The sequence below is a fragment of the Terriglobales bacterium genome (genome assembly GCA_035567895.1).
Taxonomy (GTDB): Bacteria; Acidobacteriota; Terriglobia; order Terriglobales; family Acidobacteriaceae; genus Gp1-AA112.
In genome coordinates this window covers 48,441-67,506 of sequence record DATMPC010000090.1, presented here as the reverse complement: position 1 = coordinate 67,506, position 19,066 = coordinate 48,441, and the positions used below count along the sequence as shown (strand labels likewise).

The following is a 19,066-nucleotide window of genomic DNA, read 5'->3' as shown; positions in this document are numbered from 1 at the left end:
CATCCCTCGCTCCGCCGCCAAGACTTCTTCGACACAATGCATTAAACAGCGGAGCGGGGGATCTGCTTTTTGCTTGCTTGACGTCAGTTTCGATTCGACGATTAGGTTCACTCTGGAATGCGATCTTGTCGCTTCACAGTTTCGAACACCTAACCACAGCAGATCCCCCGCTCCGCAAAATCGATTAGATCGACTCTCTAAATGAATTCGCGGCGGAGCGAGGGATGACAGTCTCTAAGAGAACGTCGGCTTTCGCTCACGAGTGATTCGTTCCTACTCGAACAACTCTTCCTTCCACAGCTTTTGCCCGGCGAGCGCAGTGTAAAAGGCAAACAGCGCCAGTGCGGTTGCATAGGCATAGATGAAGATCGTCGACCCGATGAACCAATGGGAGAAGTTGGCAGTCATCGGAGCGCTTAGCAGGAAGTCAGTCAGGAAGAGTGCGGTTGCCAGGCTTACCAGGCCAAATCGCACCAGCGCGATTGCGGCCAATGCATAAATGATGAGGAAGGCAATCATCGCTATCCAGAAATAATCTTCGCGTAGAGATTGCATGGTACTAAAAAGGACGACGAATGCTGCTGCCGCGAGCCACTCGTTGCGAAGAACGAGGCGGAACAGGAATATCAGAAGAAAGAAGAGCAGTGTCGTGCGGATATCTGCGGGAACGAGGAACAGAGCAGCACCCAGCGTGCGCCGCACTCCCAACAGGATTTTAGCGTCCCCAATGTGGGGAACATCGCCGATATGGATCAGGTAGGCAATGAATATCTGGATCACGATCACCCAGAAGATTCCAAGCACAAGTCCGAAGAGGATGTCACGTCCCACAAGAGGATCGCGCCAGCGGCCTAAGAGAAGCCTGCTCCAGGAGATGATGCTGTGTGGCCAGCGGCGGCGAACATAGGGCTCCAATGCCAGGTAGATGAGCGCAACTACTACGCCCCAGAAAAGGGATGTGCTCACTGCGAACACCAGGCCGCCAAAGATCGAAGTGTCCAGAGTGAAGTGCGCGCGCAAGATCCAAAGTGCTATTTGCACGGCGAAGACAAACATGGCCAGCCGCAACGCACCCTGAGGATCGCTTCTCCTCGCCCGGTAGTTGCGGAAAGCGAAAAACGTCGCTCCAAATAGCGCAATGCAGCCCACAACGACGAAAAGCATACCCCCTGCCCGCTGCGCTCTCGTGCTATGGTCGGGATTCTGACGTGATGCTGGCGTCCATGGTCCGAGGAGCGAAAACCAGACAGGCCTGCCGTGCAGACTCGCGGCCTCCACTCGGAGTGGACGCGTGCTGCCTGGCCAGACTCCCGTCCATGCAACCTTAGTGTCAGAACTCGACAGGGAGTTCCAAAGTGGTTCGGCGGACGTGAGTACCTTTGGATCGAGCCCAGCCGCAGCAAATAAGGGATTCCAATCGACGGGCTTTACCCCTTCGGGTTTGTCTTCACGCTGTGGCGGGATTGTTTCGAATGAAATCAACCTTCCATCCAGATCGAGAACGACCCGGACCATGCCGGAAGTCGTAAGCGGCGGGTCATTTTCTGTGACGATCCCAGGTGTGAGGGAGCTCTCTCTGTAATCTGTCGCAACCATCGGTTGCGGACTGCTGCGGTACCAATACCGCAGGATCGGAGGGCTCTTCTTCAGCAAGTCGTCCCAATTCGGGAGCGGCTTATCGTTCTGGCGGGCATATTTGACATACTCGAAGTCGTCGTTGAATCCGTATGCAATATCAGCCGGTGGAGCTGTGTAGCCAAGACTGGCCACGATTTCCTGCGCGCGATGCTCGAGCACCTCAGGGGATTGCTCGACTCGTATCTTGTCCCAGATGCTTATGCGAACGCCGAGAAAGTAACTGAGAGTAATACCGAATAGCAGCACGGCAAGACAGGTGACTGCTATTCGCGGCGCCAGTCCCTCAACTTCGCCCGCGGCAGCTACCATCTGGGGTGACGGTGTTTCGCCCGCCGCAAGTGCAGCAGCAAGCGGATCTCCACCGGGCAGCGCCGCAGCCACGCCCAACACGCTCGCCGGACGCATCGCAGGCTCGGGCTCGAGGCAACGCAAGATGACCCGCTCTACTCCGGGATCGAGATCGCGCACGAGGCTCGACGGGCTCGCTGGAGTCGGAGTCTCGGTTCGCGTGCGGACGATTTCCGCGAGCGTTTCCGCCTGAAAGGCGCGTTTACCAGTAAAGATTTCATAGAGCACCAGCCCAAGCGAATAGATGTCGCTCTTGGTGCTGACCTCTTTGCCGGAAAGCTGCTCGGGCGCCATGTATGCCGGAGTTCCGTGACGGACTTGGTCCTCGGTGATGAGATCGGCAAGTTCCGCGAGGCCGAAGTCCATGATCATGACCTCGCCCTGGCTGTTAAGCATGATGTTGGCGGGCTTCAGATCGCGATGTAGGACGCCCTTGTCATGCGCCGCCGCGAGGCCAGCACAGAGCTTGCGTGCAATCTCAAGGGCTTTATCGCCAGGCAAGCGTCCGATGCGGCGCAATAGTGAGGCAAGGTCCTCGCCGTCGACGTACTCCATCGAGAGGAAGGTGAGGCCATCGGCTTCACCGATGTCGTAAATGCGGCAGACATTCGGATGTGAGATACGGCGGGCGATTCGCACTTCATTGCGAAATCGTTCCAGAGAGGCTGGATCGTTGGTGACGGCTTCCGGAAGAAGTTTCAGCGCCACCGGTTGAGCCAGCGTAAGGTCATCAGCGCGATAGACCTCCCCCATACCTCCACGCCCCAGCAACGCGATGATGCGATAACGCGCCGCCAGCAGCGTGCCCGGCAAAAATCTCCCCTGAGAAATCGAACTGCTCGATCCAGATGACCGCGATGTACTCCGGCTTGCAGGCTTAGCTGAGGGCGATGGTGCCGGAGTTGAAGTGGCCGTGGCCAAGGGATCGGAAATGGACGACTGCGCGAAGCCACACGAGGGGCAGAAGCGCACGCCGGATTGAATCTCCGAGCCGCACGCCGAGCAATAGATAGACGAAACCTTAGCCACGCGATGAGCGACGAAACGTCGCCATCATATTAGGGGAATCGAAGCGGAGGCGCTACTCGGTGTTACGCGCTCGCAGCCTTCGCTTTGGCACTCTCAGGCCGCGGTCCAGGGAATGGAATGATCTGGGCCTGATTCATCTGGCGCATGGCGCTCGCGATCTCGGGAGTGTCTTCTTTTCCGGCGAACTTGCCGAAGAAGTAGGCGAAAAGGATCAAAGCACAGAGGAAGGGAAAGATAGTGACGGCGACGAGAAGCATGCGGGCAAAGCCTCCCGGGGAACGTCGGTAAGTATGTTCCAGGATGCGGTTCTCCCGCAATGAGTGCACTTGCTTAGAAAGTGAGACAGGCTAGCGCTTTCTGATGTCAAGTTCCGCCATGATCTTCCAGATCAGGCCCGGAAGCTCGCGGTGCATCACTTTCTCGACTGCCGCAGCGAGGCGATTGGCGTCTTCGCCCGATGGTGCTCGTTCAACATCTTCAACTGCAAAGGACGTGGAGCCGGAATCGGCTTCTGCGCCCATCGCGGCCTTGAGGGCACGAGCTAGTTCGGCCTCAGCCTCATAGTTGGGATGCCCAGGCGCGACAACAGGCGCCGAAGCAGCCGCAACCGCGGCCATGGCCATCGGTACGACATCCGCATTTTCGGAGCTGCCCGAGGAATCGGCCGATTGTGTGGAGGCAGCGATCGCATCAACTGCGATCTCAGGCTTGGCTTCCTCGATGACTATCTCGTGTTGAGGATGTTCGATGGCTGTGGGTGCGTTGAATGCCGAAGAGGGAAACTCAACTACGTTGGAGGGGACAAGTTCGTGCGTTACCTCGGGTTGCACTACAGGCTCGGGAAGCGCGAGCTCCGATGATCCAATGGGAGCCGTAGCAAAGAAAGGTTCGTCTGTCTCGTCGAACGCAGCGATCGCACCGCTGGAAGACGGCAACTCGCTTACGACCTCCAGTTCCGGCTCAGTTGGCGATGGTAGCTCACTCACCATTCCGGCATGCACTTCGGCCGGGGAGGGCAGCTCAGTAACCAATTCGGCTCGCAGTCCCGAAGACGTGTCGATCGGACTTGGCAAGGGCAAGTCCGTTGACGGCTCTTCGTAGCTGGACATCGCCGCATTAAGGCGGGCCTCGAACTCGTCTACCGAAGCTGTCGGCGCCTCGGTTGGCGCGGTCAGGTCGGGAATCGTAGGTTCATCCGTCCCAAACTGCGTCGGAAAATCCATGGTCGCGTGATGTGGATCGGTGACCAAGGCGGGATCTTTCAGGATGATGGTCGGCGTCTCCGCGCTTTGAATCGTGGTCTCGAGTCCACCTTCCTGTGCAACTGGTGCATCGGGAACCGGAGCAACAGAGGTGAGTTCCAGTCCTTCCGCCGATGCCACCGGGGGCGGGTTGATATCGCCAGGGAAACGATGGGAGAGTATCTCGTTCGAAATGGGAATGGTTGGTGACAACTGTTCGTGTACTGCGAACTCCGTTGCCGGAGTTGAAGCCTTGTGGTGGGGCGGAACGACGACCCTCTTCTCCACGTCGAACTCAGCCGATGGACCCACGGCAGGCCGTGCTGTAACTGCACTCTCCGCATCGTCGGCCGATTGATCCAGGTACTGCGCCATGTACGAAGGAATTGGCGCCGGCTGAGGTGTGCTAGGTTGCGCCGTGGGCAACAGGTCGCTGCCCATCGCGGGAGCAGCCGCTTGGGCCAATGGAATCTCGGGTCTCGGAGGACGTGGTGTGCCAAACTCCTCCACCGCGGGAGACGCAGCAGTAGGAATATTGAATTCCTGTTCTGGAACGGATGGCTTTTCCGGTTTGGCTGCAGTTGTATTGAGCAGTGCGGCAATTTGCGCGGGATCGAGCCGCATGGTCTGCTCGTATGCTCGTGGCTCGCCACTGCCAGAGACCGCAATCTTCTGGCTCTCTCTGTTGGTGTCGTCTCTTGATCCCGGCGGAGGAGCGATCCTTATCGTTTTCTCGTAGTCGCCCGGTTGTTTTCCTTCTTTTGATTTCTGGGCAAAGCGCTCAACTGCAGCGGTGAGATCAGTGGCTTCAAAGGGCTTGACGATGACGCCGTCGGCTTTAACGCGAGCTCCATCTTGAGGGCTGTACGGTTCCATGCGTCCGACGGTCAAGAGCACTGGGAGCTTGGCGGTCTCCGCGGCATTGCGCAACCGTTCGCAGAGTTCAAGACCGCTATAACCGGGCATAAAGACGTCGAGCAGGACGAGTTCGGGTTTAACCTCCGCGATCTTTTTAGCGGCGGCGGCGCCATTGCTGACAGTGACTACGTCGTGTCCGGCTTCGCTCAGGATCTTCTTGCCCATGTTCTGGGCGGTGACACTGTCATCGGCGAGTAATATCTTGAGACCCACAAATCGTCCTTTGTACTGGCGGGGAAACGTACGGGTGCTTGTGCTGGAAAACTACTGTGTCCGAAGCGCCAAGTCAATGAAAAGGGTACCTGAGTAGAAGCGAGGGTTATCGCTTAGTTACCAATGGGCTAGACCGAATGGAATGCTCATGGAGCGACCGGGAACGAGCCGGAAATCGGTGCGTGACTGCCGGCTTCTCGGCGGCGTTCGGTCACGCAGGCGTATCTTTGCGCTCTCGTCGACGGGGCTGTTCTGGCGCCTGCTGTGCTCGGACGCGACTGCTCGACCTCCGATAATTGGCGAGTGCAAGAAGTCCTAACGCTCCCGATGCAAATGCCCACGCCTGCTTCATGGTCTCCTTCCTTGTCGTGCGAATCTAGTCGGATGAAGCAAGAAAAAGTGTGTTGTCAGAAGGAGTTTCTGAGCCGCTCAGCATAGAAGCTGCGCTGTTTCAGCGAAGGGCATCGGCTTTAAAGCCGGGTCAGGATGTCCTCAAAGCCACGGCTCCGCTGGGCTGTAGCCGTGCCCCTTCAAAACCATTTCGCTTGGAGCAGTAGGCAGCGTGCTCTTATACACTTATCTATTCCTCCGATGCTTTCTCCTGCTGAGTCTGTCAATCACAGCGCAACATCGCTGACTAATTTTGTGGAGCGAATCCGCTCCGGCGACGTTCGCGCGCTCGCGCGCGCGATTACTGCGATTGAGAATGATTCGGCGCAAGCTTCGCAATTGATGAAGGCGCTGTTTCCTCACAGCGGCAACGCCACGGTTATAGGACTGACTGGATCTCCCGGCGCGGGAAAGAGCACGCTAGTCGATCAACTTGCGCGCGAGTATCGCAAGCAGGAAAAGACTATTGGCATCATCGCGGTCGATCCAACTAGCCCGTACACTGGCGGAGCGATTCTCGGCGACCGCATCCGCATGCAGGCGCATCACGCGGATACCGGCATCTACATCCGCAGCATGGCAACGCGCGGATTCCTCGGCGGACTGGCTCCCGCTACAGCCGACGTTGCCACGCTGCTCGATGCCGCCGGCAAAGAGATCGTCTTTGTCGAAACGGTCGGTGTAGGACAGGACGAAATTGATATCGTCCGCCTTGCCGACGTCACTGTTGTGATCCTGGTTCCCGGAATGGGAGACGATGTCCAGACGATCAAGGCCGGGATTATGGAAATTGCCGACATCTTCGTGATCAACAAAAGCGACCGCGAAGGCGCGGAGCGCGTGCAGCGTGAGATCCGCGCCATGCAGACGCTTGCCATCCGCCGCGACGACTGGACGCCTCCGATCGTGAAGACGGTCGCGAGCGACGGCACCGGCGTACCCGATCTAGTGAAGACGATTGCGTCTTATCGCCAGTACCTCGAAGGAAAAGATCTCATTCTTCGCAAGAAGGTCAGCAACTGGCGCGAGCGACTGGTCGAGATGTTGCGCAAGGCGCTCCTCGACCGCTTGATTCGCGAGCAGCTCGATCCCGAGCATCTGAATCTATATGCTCGCGAAATCGCCGAGCACAAGCGCGATCCTTATTCCTTAGTGGATGAACTGGTCACGAACTTTGGAGAGAAGCATGTTTAAGGTCGACCATCTGGGCATCGCGGTGAAGAGCATCGCGGAGGCTCGCAAGTTTTACGAGCAACTTGGCATGAAGGTTGTTAGCGAAGAAGTCGTCGAGGACGAGAAAGTTCGAGCTGCGCTCCTGCCCGCGGGCGAAAGCCGCTTGGAGCTCTTGGAAGGAACCTCAGCAGATTCCGTAATCACAAAATTCATCGCGAAGCGAGGCGAAGGGCTCCATCACGTCGCAATCCACGTAAACGATATTTCGGCAACATTCGAAGAGCTGAAGCGCAAAGGCGTGCGGCTCATTTCTGATGAAATCAAAATCGGCGTTGGCGGGCATCTTTACGTCTTCGTGCATCCGTCGGCGACCGGAGGGGTGCTGCTGGAACTCTGTCAGGATCCCATCTCTGCGGTCTGACATGCTGCTCTTAGCCGTCGATACTTCCGGGCGACAGGGTGGCATTACGCTTGCACGAGGCAACGGCGACCAGGTTGAAATTATCGAGTCAGCTTCGATCCAGGGTGGAACCTTCTCTGCAGAGCTGATTCCCCAGATCTCTGACCTTCTGCGTCGGCGTCAACTCACCCCAGGCCACCTTCAAGGACTCGTCGCGGTTACTGGGCCCGGATCATTCACCGGCTTACGCGTAGGACTGACGGCTGTTAAGGGATTGGCAGAGGTCTTAAAAATTCCCATCGCTGCTGTTACCTCTCTTGAGTTGCTGCTTGCAGCGTCGGCCACGCAGAAGGGGATGTTGGCCGTGCTGGATGCTGGGCGGGGTGAAGTCTATGCAGCCATTCAAAACGGCTTGCGTGAAGAGATGCTGCTGTCGCTGGAAGAAGCGGTTGGTTTGGCGAAGTCGCGCAACTTGCATGTGTTAGTTGCCGAGCCGAATATCGCTGCGAAGTTTGACCACGCAAAGTTAGTGACATACCGCAGCACTGAAACGGCGGCAAGAACTGGGAACTCCAAGCTGGTTGCTGGAGAAACAGTCGACGTCCTTGCGCTGGACGCCAATTACATCCGCCGATCCGAGGCGGAGTACATGCAGAAGATGAGGAGGTAGAGCCTTGGTAGAGACACTGCACGGCGGGCGGCACTGTTATCGAACGACAACATTCTTGGGGGTTGGTCTCGACGACCCTCGCACGCTGCGTCTCTCAGGTTCTTGTTACATTCCTGTTGTGCCGCAACAACAACAGATGAGTCCAAAGATTAGCCCAGCGACTGCGGCAGCGATTCCTTTCATCCTCTCGATCCAACATGCTTGTGCTTCTGCCGCCCAATGGAAGCATGAAGACTACGCGACGGCAATTGCTCAACCTGATCGTCTCGTCCTCATCGCCGAAAAAGACTCCAAGATTTTCGGGTTCGTCGTTGCCTACACCGGCATCCCGGAATGGGAATTGGAGAACATCGCCGTAGCTCCCGACGTACGGCGTTGCGGAGTAGGCCACGCGCTGATCACCGCCCTCATCGAACGCGCGCGACAGGGTGGAGCGACGGAAATCCGTCAGGAGATCCGGGAGTCCAGTACGGCTGCACAAAAGCTAGGGCTGTCGGCCGGCTTTATCCAGGAAGGCCGACGGCCCGACTACTATCGCGATCCGGTCGAAGATGCCTTATTGTTCAAGCACTTACTTGTCCGACCATAGGCCGGCAGAAGAAGCTGCCGAGCTTTGTTCATAATTCCGCAAAAATCGTTGAACCAGTTCTGGCGGTGTGCTACTTTTCATGTCCTAGAGCACATCCAAGATGATGTGCCGGCGGTTCTGGCCAGGAGGTTCAAGGATGGCGACGTCCCTCCGCGAAGAGCTATTGGCCAGCCACGAGGAGTTTCGTAGGCTGGCCCAGGAACACTCACAGTATTGTCAACGCCTCGAAACACTCGCCGAAAAGCGGTACCCCTCCACAGACGATCAACTAGAAGAAGTGAGATTGAAGAAGCTGAAGCTGCGTCTCAAGGACCAGATGGAGTCGATTGAGCAGCAGCAACGGCAGACGCATCATCAAGTGGCTTAGGACGTAACTGGCTCAGCGGCGCGAGACCGGCTCTTGCGCCCGCCAGCGCCTGAGGTGTGTCCTAAATCCGTTCATACGCAGCTCCTCTATCCCGACCTGAAGCCGATATAATCATTGAATCCCCTATGGTTCGTGACGGCTTCTATTACGGCCTGGGCGCAGTTGTTGCTGCTGTGCTCCTGGGTCTGATCAATCCATGGCTCGCCCTACCACCATTGCTTCTCGGAGCTTTTTTCCTCTGGTTTTTCCGGGATCCTGAGCGTGCCATTCCCGATGGCCCCGGAGTGATTGTTTCTCCTGCCGACGGCAAGGTCACAGCAGTTTCGCGACTTACAGAAGACGGCCGAAATGGGCAAAGAATCAGTATCTTCCTGAACGTATTTGACGTCCACGTCAACCGCTCCCCAATTTCCGGAATCATCACGAACCTCTGCTATCAGAAGGGCAAGTTCGGAAACGCCATGTCAGCCGGATCGTCCGACGAAAACGAACAGAACGTGGTCACCGTCGAGGGCGAGGGCCAGATGGTCACTTTCAAGCAGATCGCCGGCTTGCTCGCGCGCAGAATCGTCTTCAATCCGAGGCCAGGGGACAAACTGGAACGTGGACAGCGGGTTGGACTCATCAAGTTTGGTTCGCGGGTTGACGTTGTGCTGGACGAAAACGTGGATATTCAAGTGAAAGTCGGAGATCGCGTCGCCGGGGGTTCGTCTATTCTTGGAGTGCTCCGCGCAGGTCAAAGCCGAGCAGAAGTCGGGCGATGAATCTCAGCAGGCCATTTCGACGGGCAGACGATCCGCAGCAGCCGCATCGCATGCGGCGCGGCATGTATGTACTGCCATCGATTTTTACCGCCGGAAACATTGCTGCGGGGTATTACGCAATCTCGCAGGCAATTCAAGGCTCGGCCAGCGCTCCATTCCACTTTGACAACGCTGCAAAAGCCATTGGCTTCGCTGTGCTGTTCGACGGACTCGATGGCCGTATCGCGCGCATGACGAATACAACCAGCGATTTCGGACGCGAACTGGATTCCCTTGCGGACGTGATCACCTTCGGCGTCGCTCCGGCGATCCTGGCGTGGATCTGGGGATGCCATCAGATTCCTGAACTCTGGCAGCCGGGCATGCGGCACAAGATCATCCAGCTTGGCGCCATCGTGACGTTCCTATTCGTCATCGCCGGTGCGAGCCGGTTGGCGCGGTTCAACATCAGCAAGAATCCGCAGCCTAAGAATCCTGGACGTCCGGGCCGTAAGTACTTCGTTGGCATGCCGATCCCGGCAGGCGCCGCGATAATCGCCGCTACCGTGCATTTTGGTGACGGCGCGCCGATCGACCGCTGGTGGGAAGCGTTACTGTGGCTGGCCTTTCTTATGTTGATCTCGTATCTCATGGTCAGCACATGGCGCTTCTGGAGTCCCAAGGGTATCGACCTGCGCACGAGGCAGCCGTTTTGGGTTTTTCTCGTTATCTGCGGTTTCCTGGCTCTGCTTTGGTACTACTCAGAGTACGTTCTGTTCTCCCTCGCACTTCTGTATCTGGTTTCTGGAATCCTTGCGCGCTTCGCCTACGCGATGCGGCGTCGTCCGCCTGCGACTCCCACGTACGAACCTGAATCCGGGGTCGATCTGGCATGAATCGCCCGGCCATCGTGCCCCACGTCTTCCGCGTAGCCATCGTCGGTGCCGCTACGCTGAAAGGCCGCGAGTTGAAGGAAGTCCTCGACGAAATGAACTTTCCCGTCGCCGATGTGAAGCTGCTCGACGACGACGAGTCTCTGGGACAGCTCGATCAGGTGGGTGACGAGGCCACCTTTATCCAGCCTGCCGATCCGGAACATTTTCGCAACGTTGATTTCGCCTTCTTTGCCTCCGACGCTGCTTTCACCGGCAGGCATTGGCAGAGTGCGCTTCAGGCGGGCGCCACGGTTCTTGATCTCTCTTATGCCTTGGACGGAGAACGCAACGTCTCAGTTCGTTCACCGTGGATCGAAAAGGAACTAGAGCGGGAATCAGGCCAGGAGCCGGGACACGAAGACCTGACCACCACCGCAGTGGTGATTGCGCATCCGGCGGCAACCGTTCTGGCTTTGCTTCTTCTCCGAGCTCGATCAGCAGGAACTGTGCGGACGATGGCCGCTACGGTCTTCGAGCCGGTTTCTGAGCAAGGCAAGCGCGGCATGGATGAATTGCACCAGCAAACCGTGAACCTGCTCTCTTTCAGTGCCTTGCCGAAGGAAGTATTCGATGAACAGGTCGCCTTCAACATGCTCGGCCGCTTTGGAGAGAGCTCATCGATTTCGCTGAAAAACATTGAGAACCGTATCTCTGCGCACTTCGAAGCAATTGCCGGAAAGAACGTGCCGGTGCCTTCGCTGATGCTGGTGCAGGCTCCCACCTTCCACGCGCATACCTTTTCCGTCTACATTCAGTTCGACCGTGAGATCGAGGTTGCGGCACTCGGCAAAGCGCTGGCTGGAGATCATGTAACGATTGTTGATCCAGCAGAGGACGGACCTAGCAATGTGAACGCGGCGGGACAAGGAAACGTACTTGTATCGCTGCGTCCCGACGCCCGCAACGCGAGCGGCTTCTGGATTTGGGCAGCAGCTGACAACCTGAAGATTGCAGCGATCAGCGCCGTCGAGTGCGCCGCTACGTTGAGCACGATGCGGCCGCTGGGGAAAGTGCAATGAATGCCGAGGAAATTGGTTGAATTCCTTGCCAAGCAAAGTGCGCAAAGTTCTTGATCCTGTCATCCCCCGCTCTGCCGCGAATCCGCAGACATTACGAAGCAGTGGACAGCGGAGCGGGGGATCTGCTCTCGTTGTTCACTGCGCAACGGATCAAACAGCAGATCCCCCGCGTCCGCCGCGGCGGATGCGAGGGATGACAGTGTTAGTTTGGGCGCGCTGCCTCGTTGCAGGCATCCTCCTGTCATGTCTCGTTCTCACGGCCTGCGGTTATCACTCTTCCACCCACGCGCAGGTAAAACTCCCATCTGGCATCGACACCATCGCAGTACCGATCTTTGTCAATAAAACAAACAGTTATCGCGCCGAGCAGGTGTTGACCGAAGCCGTGGTTCGCGAGTTCACGAGTCGCAGTCCGTACAAGATTGACACGAACGACGACGGCACCTCCGATGCCGTCCTTCACGGCACGGTCGTAACCACGAACATTTATCCTCTGACGTACGATTCCCAAACCGGGAGACAATCGAGCGCGATTGTGCAGATCAACATGAGCGTCAAGCTCGTCGATAAGCACGGCAAGACGCTCTTCGAGAATCCAAACTACCAATTTCGCGAACAGTATCAGGTGAGTCGCGAGGTCACGAGCTTCTTCGACGAAAGCCCGCCTGCCGTCGATCGCCTTTCACGGGACTTCGCGCGCACTCTGGTTGCCGAAATCCTGGAGGGATTCTGATGGCCGGCCGCAGTTTTGCTGCCACTGAGCGCTTCGTTTCCGAAGTCTCGGCGCGCAAGCTGAAGGCCGCGTACGTCCTAGTCGGCGACGAAGTATTCTTTCGTGACCGCTGTCGGGCTGCGCTGATTGAGCATTTAGTTCCATCCGAACTCCGCGACTTCAGCCTGTACGATTTCGACCTCACGCAAACCAGCGTTGCCGAAGTTCTCGACATGGCACGCACGCCTTCCCTGATGGCGCCGTTCCAGGTTTTCTTCATTCGGGGCGTGAAGGCCCTGTATGGACGTGGATCGCACCAGGAAGAATTCGCGGCGATTGAGGCATATTGCCAGGATCCCAATCCTGCCGCGGTGCTGATCTTTGTCGCCGATCACATCAGCATTCCCTCCGACGTGCGCCGCATGGAGATGCAGGACAAAGATCGTTACGAACGCATCCGCGAAACCCTCGGCGAATATTGCGCCGTCATCGAACTGGCTCGCGTCGAGGAAGACGAAGGTATGCGCTGGGTCGTGGAGCGCGCGGCGAAGGAAGCCGTAAAGGTGGATGCGGAAGCCGCACGGGAACTCGTCGACGCCTTGGGCGCGGATATGATGCTCGTGAGCAACGAACTCGAGAAGCTCATATTGTTCGTTGGACAGAAGAAGCGAATCACCATCGGCGACGTGGAGACGTTGGTGCTGGCCGCCAAACAACGCTCGTTGTATGAGCTCACCGATGCGATCTCCTCGAAGGACCGAGTGCGTGCCTTGTCGGTACTCGATGCGCTGCTCGCAAGCCAAGAAGGCGAGGAAGCGGCCATCGGGCACATCTACATGCTGGCACGCACCTTCCGCCAGATGCTGGTGATTCTGGAGAGAAACGTTCGCGATTCCCGCGCCATCTGGCAGGCGCTGTGGCAGGGCTTTCGCGTGCCTCCCTTCGCTGCCGAAGATGTAATCCGCCAGGCCCGCCGCTACAAGTCGCGCCGGGAACTCACGGCTGCGCTGCGACTGCTCGCGCGCGCCGATCTCGCTCTCCGTTCCAATCCCGCCAGCAAACGGCTTGTATTGGAGAAGCTCGTGATCGATCTATGCGTGGAACCCTTGCCGGCAGGACCGCAGTGGAGTCAGGAAGAACTAGTCCTCTGATTCGTAGAGACGCAGCATGCTACGTCTCCGTCATGCACTCTCCACGCACCAGGCAGTGCCGACTTCCCAATCTGCATCGTGGAGACGTCCGCCACGGCGGACTGCGTCTCTACCTTTGCCGCAAGATGTTTCAGAAGAAGAGTGCATTTTTTAGGTCGATCCCATTATTTAAAGGACTTAGCTGACGAGATCCCATCCAGATCCCATCGGACTTATGGGATCGCGATGGGATAATCCCATCCAACGACATGGGATCGCGATGGGATATCCCACTGAACACCATGGGATCAGGATGGGATTCATTGTTGAAATAATGGGATCGGTTTGTTAGGTGAACTGCCTGCTTAAGACACTTATGATTACTGTCGTTATCCTCTCGTAATCCCAAATTGGAATTCACGCGCACCTCTGGATGATGGCTCAACTCATGAAGGAAAGGCAAGTTTCATCCGTTGTTCTACAACTTTTCCAGTTCAATCTGCTCAAGAGGTTACGAGCAAAAGAAAAAATATTTTCGTCATCCGACGCTCTAACAAAAACGGAACCGCTACTCATGCGAAGCTATACGTTCTATGCAAGAGCCGTTTCTGGATCAGTCGCCGAACGAACCAACAGTCCGTGGCTTCGTTCATCGCCCCGAGAAACCCACTGAGGCTGGACTGGTCCTCACTCACAGCGCGGGAGCCAATTGCAATTCGCCGTTGCTCGTGGCACTCGCTGACGCTCTCTGCTCTACCGGCCTGACGGTTCTGCGCTGTGATCTTCCCTTTCGCCAATCGCGGCCGCATGGGCCGCCGATGGGCAGCGCTGAAAAAGATCAGGCGGGTCTTCAGAGAGCGGTTCAAGTGCTGCGGGAGCAGATCAAAGGCCGCGTCTTTCTGGGTGGGCACTCGTATGGAGGACGCATGGCAACCATGCTCTGTGCTCGCGAGCCTTCGTTGGTAGATGGTCTTCTGTTGCTCTCTTATCCGCTGCATCCACCCCGCAAGCCTGAGCAGTTGCGCACGGCACACTTTCCCAAGCTGCAGACGCGCGCGCTCTTCGTGCACGGGACGCGTGATCCGTTTGGATCAATCGAGGAGATGAAGTCGGCGCTGGCCCTAATTCCCGCCGAGACTCACCTTTTGCCGATTGAGGGTGCTGGACACGAACTTCTCTCGAAGAAGAAATCTGATTCCTTCGTCACGCTGGTTGTTGAGAGTCTTGCCCAATTCTTTCGATAGCTGGCTGGCTATTTGCCTGCCGGGAGTTTGCCGGCAATCACAGACTGCACGGACCGCCAGGCCATCCATTGGTCGGGACCGTTGTCGTGCGACTCGGTCACCCTCGTCACCATTCGGGCCTGGAGGTCAACCGCGAAGAGCCCGGAATCGCTGCTCGTGTAGTCGGAGTAGACAATGACCTTGCTGTCTGGCGACCACTGGGGCTTCACGCTAAGGCGATCCGCTGGGGAAACCAGAGTTAACTTCAGGTCCGGCAGCGAGACCACATAGACGCGAGCCACATCTCCGGGGTAGTCGCAGGCGGCCGCACCGAAGGTTACGGCGATGCTTCGGTCGTCGGGTGAGAATGCAAAGTCCAGAACACTGTCGAATCCTTTTGGGAAAGGGACGTCCAGCAGCCCAGGCCTCCCTTTCTGTTGCACTTTCAAAATCGATGTACCGCCAGTGCAGTCGGGAGAATCCTCCTCCTCGGCCTGTGCGTTTGCACTCGCTGGAACGTTTTTGGGAGGGGGAGGCACAAGAAACCCAAGTAATTGTCCGCTGCGCGAGAGAGAAGCGTCGGTGGCAAACTCAGCCGCGGCGAGCATCTCTGACTTTCCATCAGCGAGCCGGATCTTGTGCACACCTGTGGTCGTCACCGAAAGAAGATAGTCAGAATCGGGTGAATCGGTCAGGGTAGTGAAGTGTCCTGCGAGCAAACTGCGCTTGCCCGAATCAAAGTCGACAGTGCGGATTCCAGCGGGCTCGACTGCGCTCGCGAGATACGACAGCTTGCGGCCTTGCCGCGACCAAATCAACTCACGCATGATCGCGCCAGGGAGAGAGTCAATGACGATGTCTGTGTGCGTCGATGTTGCGAACAGATGCAGCTCGTGCTTGTCCACTAGCCAGTAAGCGATTTCATTCCCACTCGGGGAGATGGCAGCGAAAGGTGCTCCGCTCAGAATCTTATTGGAACTTCCATCGGGCTGGCGCTCACACACCAGATCTCCCATCATGCGCGAAAAGATCATTCCCGGCAGTGCTGGGCCTTTGCCGCTTGCAGGTGTGTCGCAGGTGGGAGGGGGCGGTTGAACTTGCATGATGCTCATGCGTCGTCCAATGGCTGATCCGGGAGTCGTGCCTACCACCGTTCCCGTAACCGTCTGTTGCGCGAAAATAGTTATGCCGACCAGCGCCGAGAGCGCGAGCGAAGAAAGAGCTTTGACTATCATTGCGTGCTACTCCACGCAGAACAATAGCGTCTTTCTACGGAACTCTAGGATTACTTCAGGTGCCGATCGACAACGGCCGTTAGTAACTGCGTGGCTTCAACTGGTCTAGGCCATTCACGTTATGCAACCGATGTGGGAAACACAGCCTGGATTCGCCCCAGAACTTGCGCCACGACACGGTCGCAACTCTCTCCCATAAAGGGAAATGCACAGTTGGCATTCGAGGACACGCGGACTAAGAGATTCTTGCGCAGAAGCGCATGTCCGCGATGCAGGCGAGTCTTTACGTTTTCTTCAGAGATCTCCAACGCTTCTGCCGTTTCAGCCGTGCTCATCTCTTCGACGTCACGAAGCATGACAACGGCACGAAACTGCTCCGGCAGGCTCAGGATCGCTTCCTCCAGCAGGTTTCCGAGCTCTGCCTTCGAGGTGTATTGTTCGGGATTTTCGGAGTTGGAATAAAGCATGCTGGTATCTGCCTCGGAAGAAACTTCGTCAAGCTGCATCACACGCCGCCGCTGGCGCAAACGGGCTAGTGCCTCGTGGACGGCGATCCGAATGAGCCATGTAGAGAACTGCGAACGTCCGGCAAACTGGTTCAAATGCTGGTAGGCGCGAACGTAAGCATCCTGCATCACGTCTTCACTTTCGTGCTCGTCTCGCAGGATAGCGCGGACTGCACGGTACAGGCGTTGGTTGTAACGCCGCATGATCAGCTCGTAGAGCGCAGTTTCCCCCGCTAGGACACGGGCGACTACTTCTTCATCGCTCCAGGCCTCGGTCTTTGCTCGTTCGAGAATCGCGGTGTTTCCCATCACAGTAAATAGAGTGCAGAGCCAAGATTAGGTTACAGCGATTTGTGAGCCGCGAGGACCATCTGTATTGACCGACGACCGGTTCGTGCCGCGTCTCGCGGCACGATGAGATGTGAGCCCGGCACAAATGCCGGGAAAGCGATTTTTCATTGGAGCCCTGTAAGGGCGGCACTCAATCAAACCGAGTGCCGCCCCTAACCGGGGCTCTATTCAATGGTTTCTTACCCGGCAGTGCCTGCCGGGCTCAACTCACCGTGTGCCGCGAAACGCGGCACACAGAATTCGAGCTATTACTCTAAGTCTGTAACCCTTTGCCTCGCCGTAACTCTGTTACAGCAGGAGGCAGGGATGAGGGGAAATTTTGATAAGCGACTAAACGCCGCCTGGTGGGCGCTGCGAATTGGTCTGGGGGCGGGACCAGTCATCGTCGGATTCGACAAGTTCTTCAACAAGATCGTCGATTGGGGAATGTATTTGAGCCCACTGGCGACGAAAGTTGTGCCGTTGAGTACCGCAACGTTCATGCATGTCGTAGGAGTGATCGAGATCATCGCGGGCATTGTGGTTCTGAGCCGATTCACCAAACTTGGCAGCTACGTCGTGATGCTGTGGCTGCTCGGCATCTCCATCAATCTGTTGACCACCGGCATGTTCTTCGACCTGGCGATGCGCGACGTAGAATTGGCCGTCGCTGCTTTCGCGCTCTCACAGCTTTCGGCTGTGCGAGAGGATAGAATCGCGCTTCGGGAACCGAGTTCAAGTTTGAGAGCTACTGCATAAATCCGAAAGGGAGAATACTCAATGCGTAAATTCCTATTCGTTATTGCAATCATGGCCAGCTTCGCAGCCATGGCTGCTGCCGAAACCTTCAACGATGCGCCAGTAGTTGACGTGGCGTGTGCAAAGAACGCGGCCAAAGACCCTGACGCGCATACTCGTGAATGCGCGCTTCAATGCCAGAAGAGCGGCTTTGGAATCGTCACCAGCGACCATAAGTTTCTGAAATTCGATTCCAACGGCAACAGTCTGGTACTGGATGCTCTCAAGAAATCAGACAAAAACGCTCACCTGCGCGTGGACGTCAGTGGCGATGTCCACGGCGACACGTTGAAGGTAACGTCGCTCAAACTGCTGTAGGACGTGCAGACTCGGATTACAGCGGCGCGCTAGGCGCGCCGTCTGCACCCCAGTAGGCCGAAAGACATCACTTGCTGCGGACCCCGCCCTCGCCCGGCGCACGAAAATGTTGAGGGTACCCCCGCAATTCTTTTGCGTATCAACCCTACGCGGGGCGAGCGCCCCCCGGCGCTCCGGAACCTCAACCGGAGGCTTCGATCAGATTCAGCGGCTATGTGGTCTCAAGTACCCGGTTCAAGCCCGAAGTCGTGCTGTTCATTTTCGGACACCTCTTCGCGTCCACGAACATACGCCCCTAAAGACCTCTCGCAGTTTGGGGGTTAACGCATTCGTAATCATACAATTATCGGGAACACAGATTCGGAAGAGGACGTGCGATTCCTCCACTTTGAATAAGTCTCTCGGGATCAAAAGATGATTGAGTTACGCGGTATAGAGAAAACGATCAAGTCGGCGGCAGGTACGATCTGGCTATTGCGCCGGATCAATCTGGATGTGCCCCAGGGCGAGTTTGTGACGATCATGGGGCCATCCGGCGCCGGCAAAACCACTCTGATGAGCATCCTGGGGATGCTCGACGATCAATGGAGCGGCGAGTACTACTTTGCGGGCGAAGCAGTGCACAAGATGAACCGCAAACAGCGTTCCGAGTTGAACAAGAAGAACATCGGATTCGTCTTCCAGAGCTACCACCTGCTCGACAACCTCACGGTTGCAGAGAACCTTGATCTCCCGCTCTCGTACAAGGACATAAAGAAATCTGAGCGCACCAGCATGGTGTGCGACACGCTTGACCGGTTCAACATTGTCGGGAAAAAAGATCTATATCCGAATCAGTTGTCGGGTGGACAGCAGCAATTAGTGGGCGTGGCCCGCGCGGTGATCAACAAGCCGAAATTGATTCTCGCAGACGAACCGACGGGCAATCTTCACTCAGATCAAGCAAAGGAAATCATGGAGCTCTTCCGGCAGCTCAACGAAGCCGGAACGACGATCATCCAGGTAACTCACTCAGAGGCGAATGCGGCTTACGGACATCGCACTATCAAGCTGCTTGACGGATGGATCGTGGGAGACACGGCGCATCCGGTGGAAGCTGGGCACGCCTTGGTGACATAAGGGATTTCTCGACATAACCAGA

19 protein-coding genes are annotated in these 19,066 nt (G+C 56.9%); 14 read left to right on the top strand and 5 right to left on the bottom strand.

What is annotated here, in order from left to right:
- Positions 1-273: 273 nt before the first annotated feature.
- From VNX88_18920 to VNX88_18910, 3 genes are all read right to left on the bottom strand, one after another.
- Entirely contained in the window at positions 274-2,799 is a 2,526-nt protein-coding gene (locus tag VNX88_18920) for a serine/threonine-protein kinase (GenBank protein ID HWY70748.1), read from the bottom strand.
- Positions 2,800-3,077: 278 nt separating this feature from the next.
- Positions 3,078-3,272 carry a hypothetical protein gene (locus tag VNX88_18915; protein HWY70747.1) on the bottom strand — a complete coding sequence of 65 codons (195 nt, stop codon included), beginning with the start codon at positions 3,270-3,272 and terminating at the stop codon, positions 3,078-3,080.
- A 90-nt stretch (positions 3,273-3,362) separates the two neighbouring features.
- Entirely contained in the window at positions 3,363-5,387 is a 2,025-nt protein-coding gene (locus VNX88_18910; protein HWY70746.1) for a response regulator, read from the bottom strand.
- A 591-nt stretch (positions 5,388-5,978) separates the two neighbouring features.
- On the opposite strand from VNX88_18910, the gene meaB reads away from it, so the two are divergent.
- The 11 genes from meaB (at position 5,979) to VNX88_18855 (ending at position 14,759) form a co-directional block, all read left to right on the top strand.
- On the top strand, positions 5,979-6,971 hold the full coding sequence (meaB, locus tag VNX88_18905; GenBank protein HWY70745.1) for a methylmalonyl Co-A mutase-associated GTPase MeaB: 993 nt from the start codon (positions 5,979-5,981) through the stop codon (positions 6,969-6,971).
- A complete protein-coding gene (gene mce / locus VNX88_18900) occupies positions 6,964-7,371 on the top strand; it encodes a methylmalonyl-CoA epimerase (protein HWY70744.1) in 408 nt (135 codons plus the stop codon). The genes meaB and mce overlap by 8 nt, the downstream gene beginning before the upstream one ends.
- Position 7,372: 1 nt before the next feature.
- Positions 7,373-8,020: a tRNA (adenosine(37)-N6)-threonylcarbamoyltransferase complex dimerization subunit type 1 TsaB gene (tsaB, locus tag VNX88_18895; GenBank protein ID HWY70743.1), complete on the top strand. Its 648-nt coding sequence runs from the start codon at positions 7,373-7,375 to the stop codon at positions 8,018-8,020.
- A 136-nt stretch (positions 8,021-8,156) separates the two neighbouring features.
- The gene (locus VNX88_18890) at positions 8,157-8,609 is read left to right on the top strand and encodes a GNAT family N-acetyltransferase (protein ID HWY70742.1); all 453 of its coding nucleotides are present in this window, start codon (positions 8,157-8,159) and stop codon (positions 8,607-8,609) included.
- Between the two features lie 136 nt (positions 8,610-8,745).
- Positions 8,746-8,976, top strand: coding sequence for a DUF465 domain-containing protein (locus VNX88_18885; GenBank protein HWY70741.1), 231 nt, complete (start codon positions 8,746-8,748; stop codon positions 8,974-8,976).
- A gap of 125 nt (positions 8,977-9,101) precedes the next feature.
- Complete coding sequence (locus VNX88_18880; protein HWY70740.1) at positions 9,102-9,740, top strand: phosphatidylserine decarboxylase; 639 nt, start codon at positions 9,102-9,104, stop codon at positions 9,738-9,740.
- Positions 9,737-10,615, top strand: coding sequence for a CDP-diacylglycerol--serine O-phosphatidyltransferase (gene pssA / locus VNX88_18875; protein ID HWY70739.1), 879 nt, complete (start codon positions 9,737-9,739; stop codon positions 10,613-10,615). The genes VNX88_18880 and pssA overlap by 4 nt, the downstream gene beginning before the upstream one ends.
- Positions 10,612-11,673 carry an Asd/ArgC dimerization domain-containing protein gene (locus VNX88_18870; protein ID HWY70738.1) on the top strand — a complete coding sequence of 354 codons (1,062 nt, stop codon included), beginning with the start codon at positions 10,612-10,614 and terminating at the stop codon, positions 11,671-11,673. Before pssA ends, VNX88_18870 begins: the two co-directional genes overlap by 4 nt.
- Positions 11,674-11,866: 193 nt before the next feature.
- Positions 11,867-12,406: an LPS assembly lipoprotein LptE gene (gene lptE, locus VNX88_18865; GenBank protein HWY70737.1), complete on the top strand. Its 540-nt coding sequence runs from the start codon at positions 11,867-11,869 to the stop codon at positions 12,404-12,406.
- Positions 12,406-13,536, top strand: a complete 1,131-nt coding sequence (gene holA / locus VNX88_18860) for a DNA polymerase III subunit delta (GenBank protein ID HWY70736.1) — start codon at positions 12,406-12,408, stop codon at positions 13,534-13,536. The genes lptE and holA overlap by 1 nt, the downstream gene beginning before the upstream one ends.
- A gap of 572 nt (positions 13,537-14,108) precedes the next feature.
- Positions 14,109-14,759, top strand: coding sequence for an alpha/beta fold hydrolase (locus VNX88_18855; GenBank protein HWY70735.1), 651 nt, complete (start codon positions 14,109-14,111; stop codon positions 14,757-14,759).
- An 8-nt stretch (positions 14,760-14,767) separates the two neighbouring features.
- On the opposite strand, the gene VNX88_18850 is transcribed toward VNX88_18855, so the two are convergent.
- Positions 14,768-15,973, bottom strand: coding sequence for a hypothetical protein (locus tag VNX88_18850; GenBank protein ID HWY70734.1), 1,206 nt, complete (start codon positions 15,971-15,973; stop codon positions 14,768-14,770).
- Between the two features lie 119 nt (positions 15,974-16,092).
- The gene (locus VNX88_18845; protein HWY70733.1) at positions 16,093-16,788 is read right to left on the bottom strand and encodes an RNA polymerase sigma factor; all 696 of its coding nucleotides are present in this window, start codon (positions 16,786-16,788) and stop codon (positions 16,093-16,095) included.
- Positions 16,789-17,136: 348 nt separating this feature from the next.
- Here VNX88_18845 and VNX88_18840 point away from each other — a divergent pair, with 348 nt between their 5' ends.
- From VNX88_18840 to VNX88_18830, 3 genes are all read left to right on the top strand, one after another.
- Positions 17,137-17,568 carry a hypothetical protein gene (locus VNX88_18840; protein ID HWY70732.1) on the top strand — a complete coding sequence of 144 codons (432 nt, stop codon included), beginning with the start codon at positions 17,137-17,139 and terminating at the stop codon, positions 17,566-17,568.
- A gap of 21 nt (positions 17,569-17,589) precedes the next feature.
- On the top strand, positions 17,590-17,925 hold the full coding sequence (locus tag VNX88_18835; GenBank protein HWY70731.1) for a hypothetical protein: 336 nt from the start codon (positions 17,590-17,592) through the stop codon (positions 17,923-17,925).
- Positions 17,926-18,339: 414 nt separating this feature from the next.
- Positions 18,340-19,044, top strand: coding sequence for an ABC transporter ATP-binding protein (locus VNX88_18830; protein ID HWY70730.1), 705 nt, complete (start codon positions 18,340-18,342; stop codon positions 19,042-19,044).
- Positions 19,045-19,066 lie beyond the last annotated feature (22 nt).

What these genes read in the sequence shown, in the direction of transcription:
- VNX88_18915 (HWY70747.1), bottom strand. Translation starts at nt 3,272, where the DNA reads ATGCTTCTCGTCGCCGTCACTATCTTTCCCTTCCTCTGTGCTTTGATC.
- meaB (HWY70745.1), top strand. Translation starts at nt 5,979, where the DNA reads ATGCTTTCTCCTGCTGAGTCTGTCAATCACAGCGCAACATCGCTGACT.
- mce (HWY70744.1), top strand. Translation starts at nt 6,964, where the DNA reads ATGTTTAAGGTCGACCATCTGGGCATCGCGGTGAAGAGCATCGCGGAG.
- tsaB (HWY70743.1), top strand. Translation starts at nt 7,373, where the DNA reads ATGCTGCTCTTAGCCGTCGATACTTCCGGGCGACAGGGTGGCATTACG.
- VNX88_18890 (HWY70742.1), top strand. Translation starts at nt 8,157, where the DNA reads ATGAGTCCAAAGATTAGCCCAGCGACTGCGGCAGCGATTCCTTTCATC.
- VNX88_18885 (HWY70741.1), top strand. Translation starts at nt 8,746, where the DNA reads ATGGCGACGTCCCTCCGCGAAGAGCTATTGGCCAGCCACGAGGAGTTT.
- VNX88_18880 (HWY70740.1), top strand. Translation starts at nt 9,102, where the DNA reads ATGGTTCGTGACGGCTTCTATTACGGCCTGGGCGCAGTTGTTGCTGCT.
- pssA (HWY70739.1), top strand. Translation starts at nt 9,737, where the DNA reads ATGAATCTCAGCAGGCCATTTCGACGGGCAGACGATCCGCAGCAGCCG.
- VNX88_18870 (HWY70738.1), top strand. Translation starts at nt 10,612, where the DNA reads ATGAATCGCCCGGCCATCGTGCCCCACGTCTTCCGCGTAGCCATCGTC.
- lptE (HWY70737.1), top strand. Translation starts at nt 11,867, where the DNA reads ATGACAGTGTTAGTTTGGGCGCGCTGCCTCGTTGCAGGCATCCTCCTG.
- holA (HWY70736.1), top strand. Translation starts at nt 12,406, where the DNA reads ATGGCCGGCCGCAGTTTTGCTGCCACTGAGCGCTTCGTTTCCGAAGTC.
- VNX88_18855 (HWY70735.1), top strand. Translation starts at nt 14,109, where the DNA reads ATGCAAGAGCCGTTTCTGGATCAGTCGCCGAACGAACCAACAGTCCGT.
- VNX88_18850 (HWY70734.1), bottom strand. Translation starts at nt 15,973, where the DNA reads ATGATAGTCAAAGCTCTTTCTTCGCTCGCGCTCTCGGCGCTGGTCGGC.
- VNX88_18845 (HWY70733.1), bottom strand. Translation starts at nt 16,788, where the DNA reads ATGGGAAACACCGCGATTCTCGAACGAGCAAAGACCGAGGCCTGGAGC.
- VNX88_18840 (HWY70732.1), top strand. Translation starts at nt 17,137, where the DNA reads ATGAGGGGAAATTTTGATAAGCGACTAAACGCCGCCTGGTGGGCGCTG.
- VNX88_18835 (HWY70731.1), top strand. Translation starts at nt 17,590, where the DNA reads ATGCGTAAATTCCTATTCGTTATTGCAATCATGGCCAGCTTCGCAGCC.
- VNX88_18830 (HWY70730.1), top strand. Translation starts at nt 18,340, where the DNA reads ATGATTGAGTTACGCGGTATAGAGAAAACGATCAAGTCGGCGGCAGGT.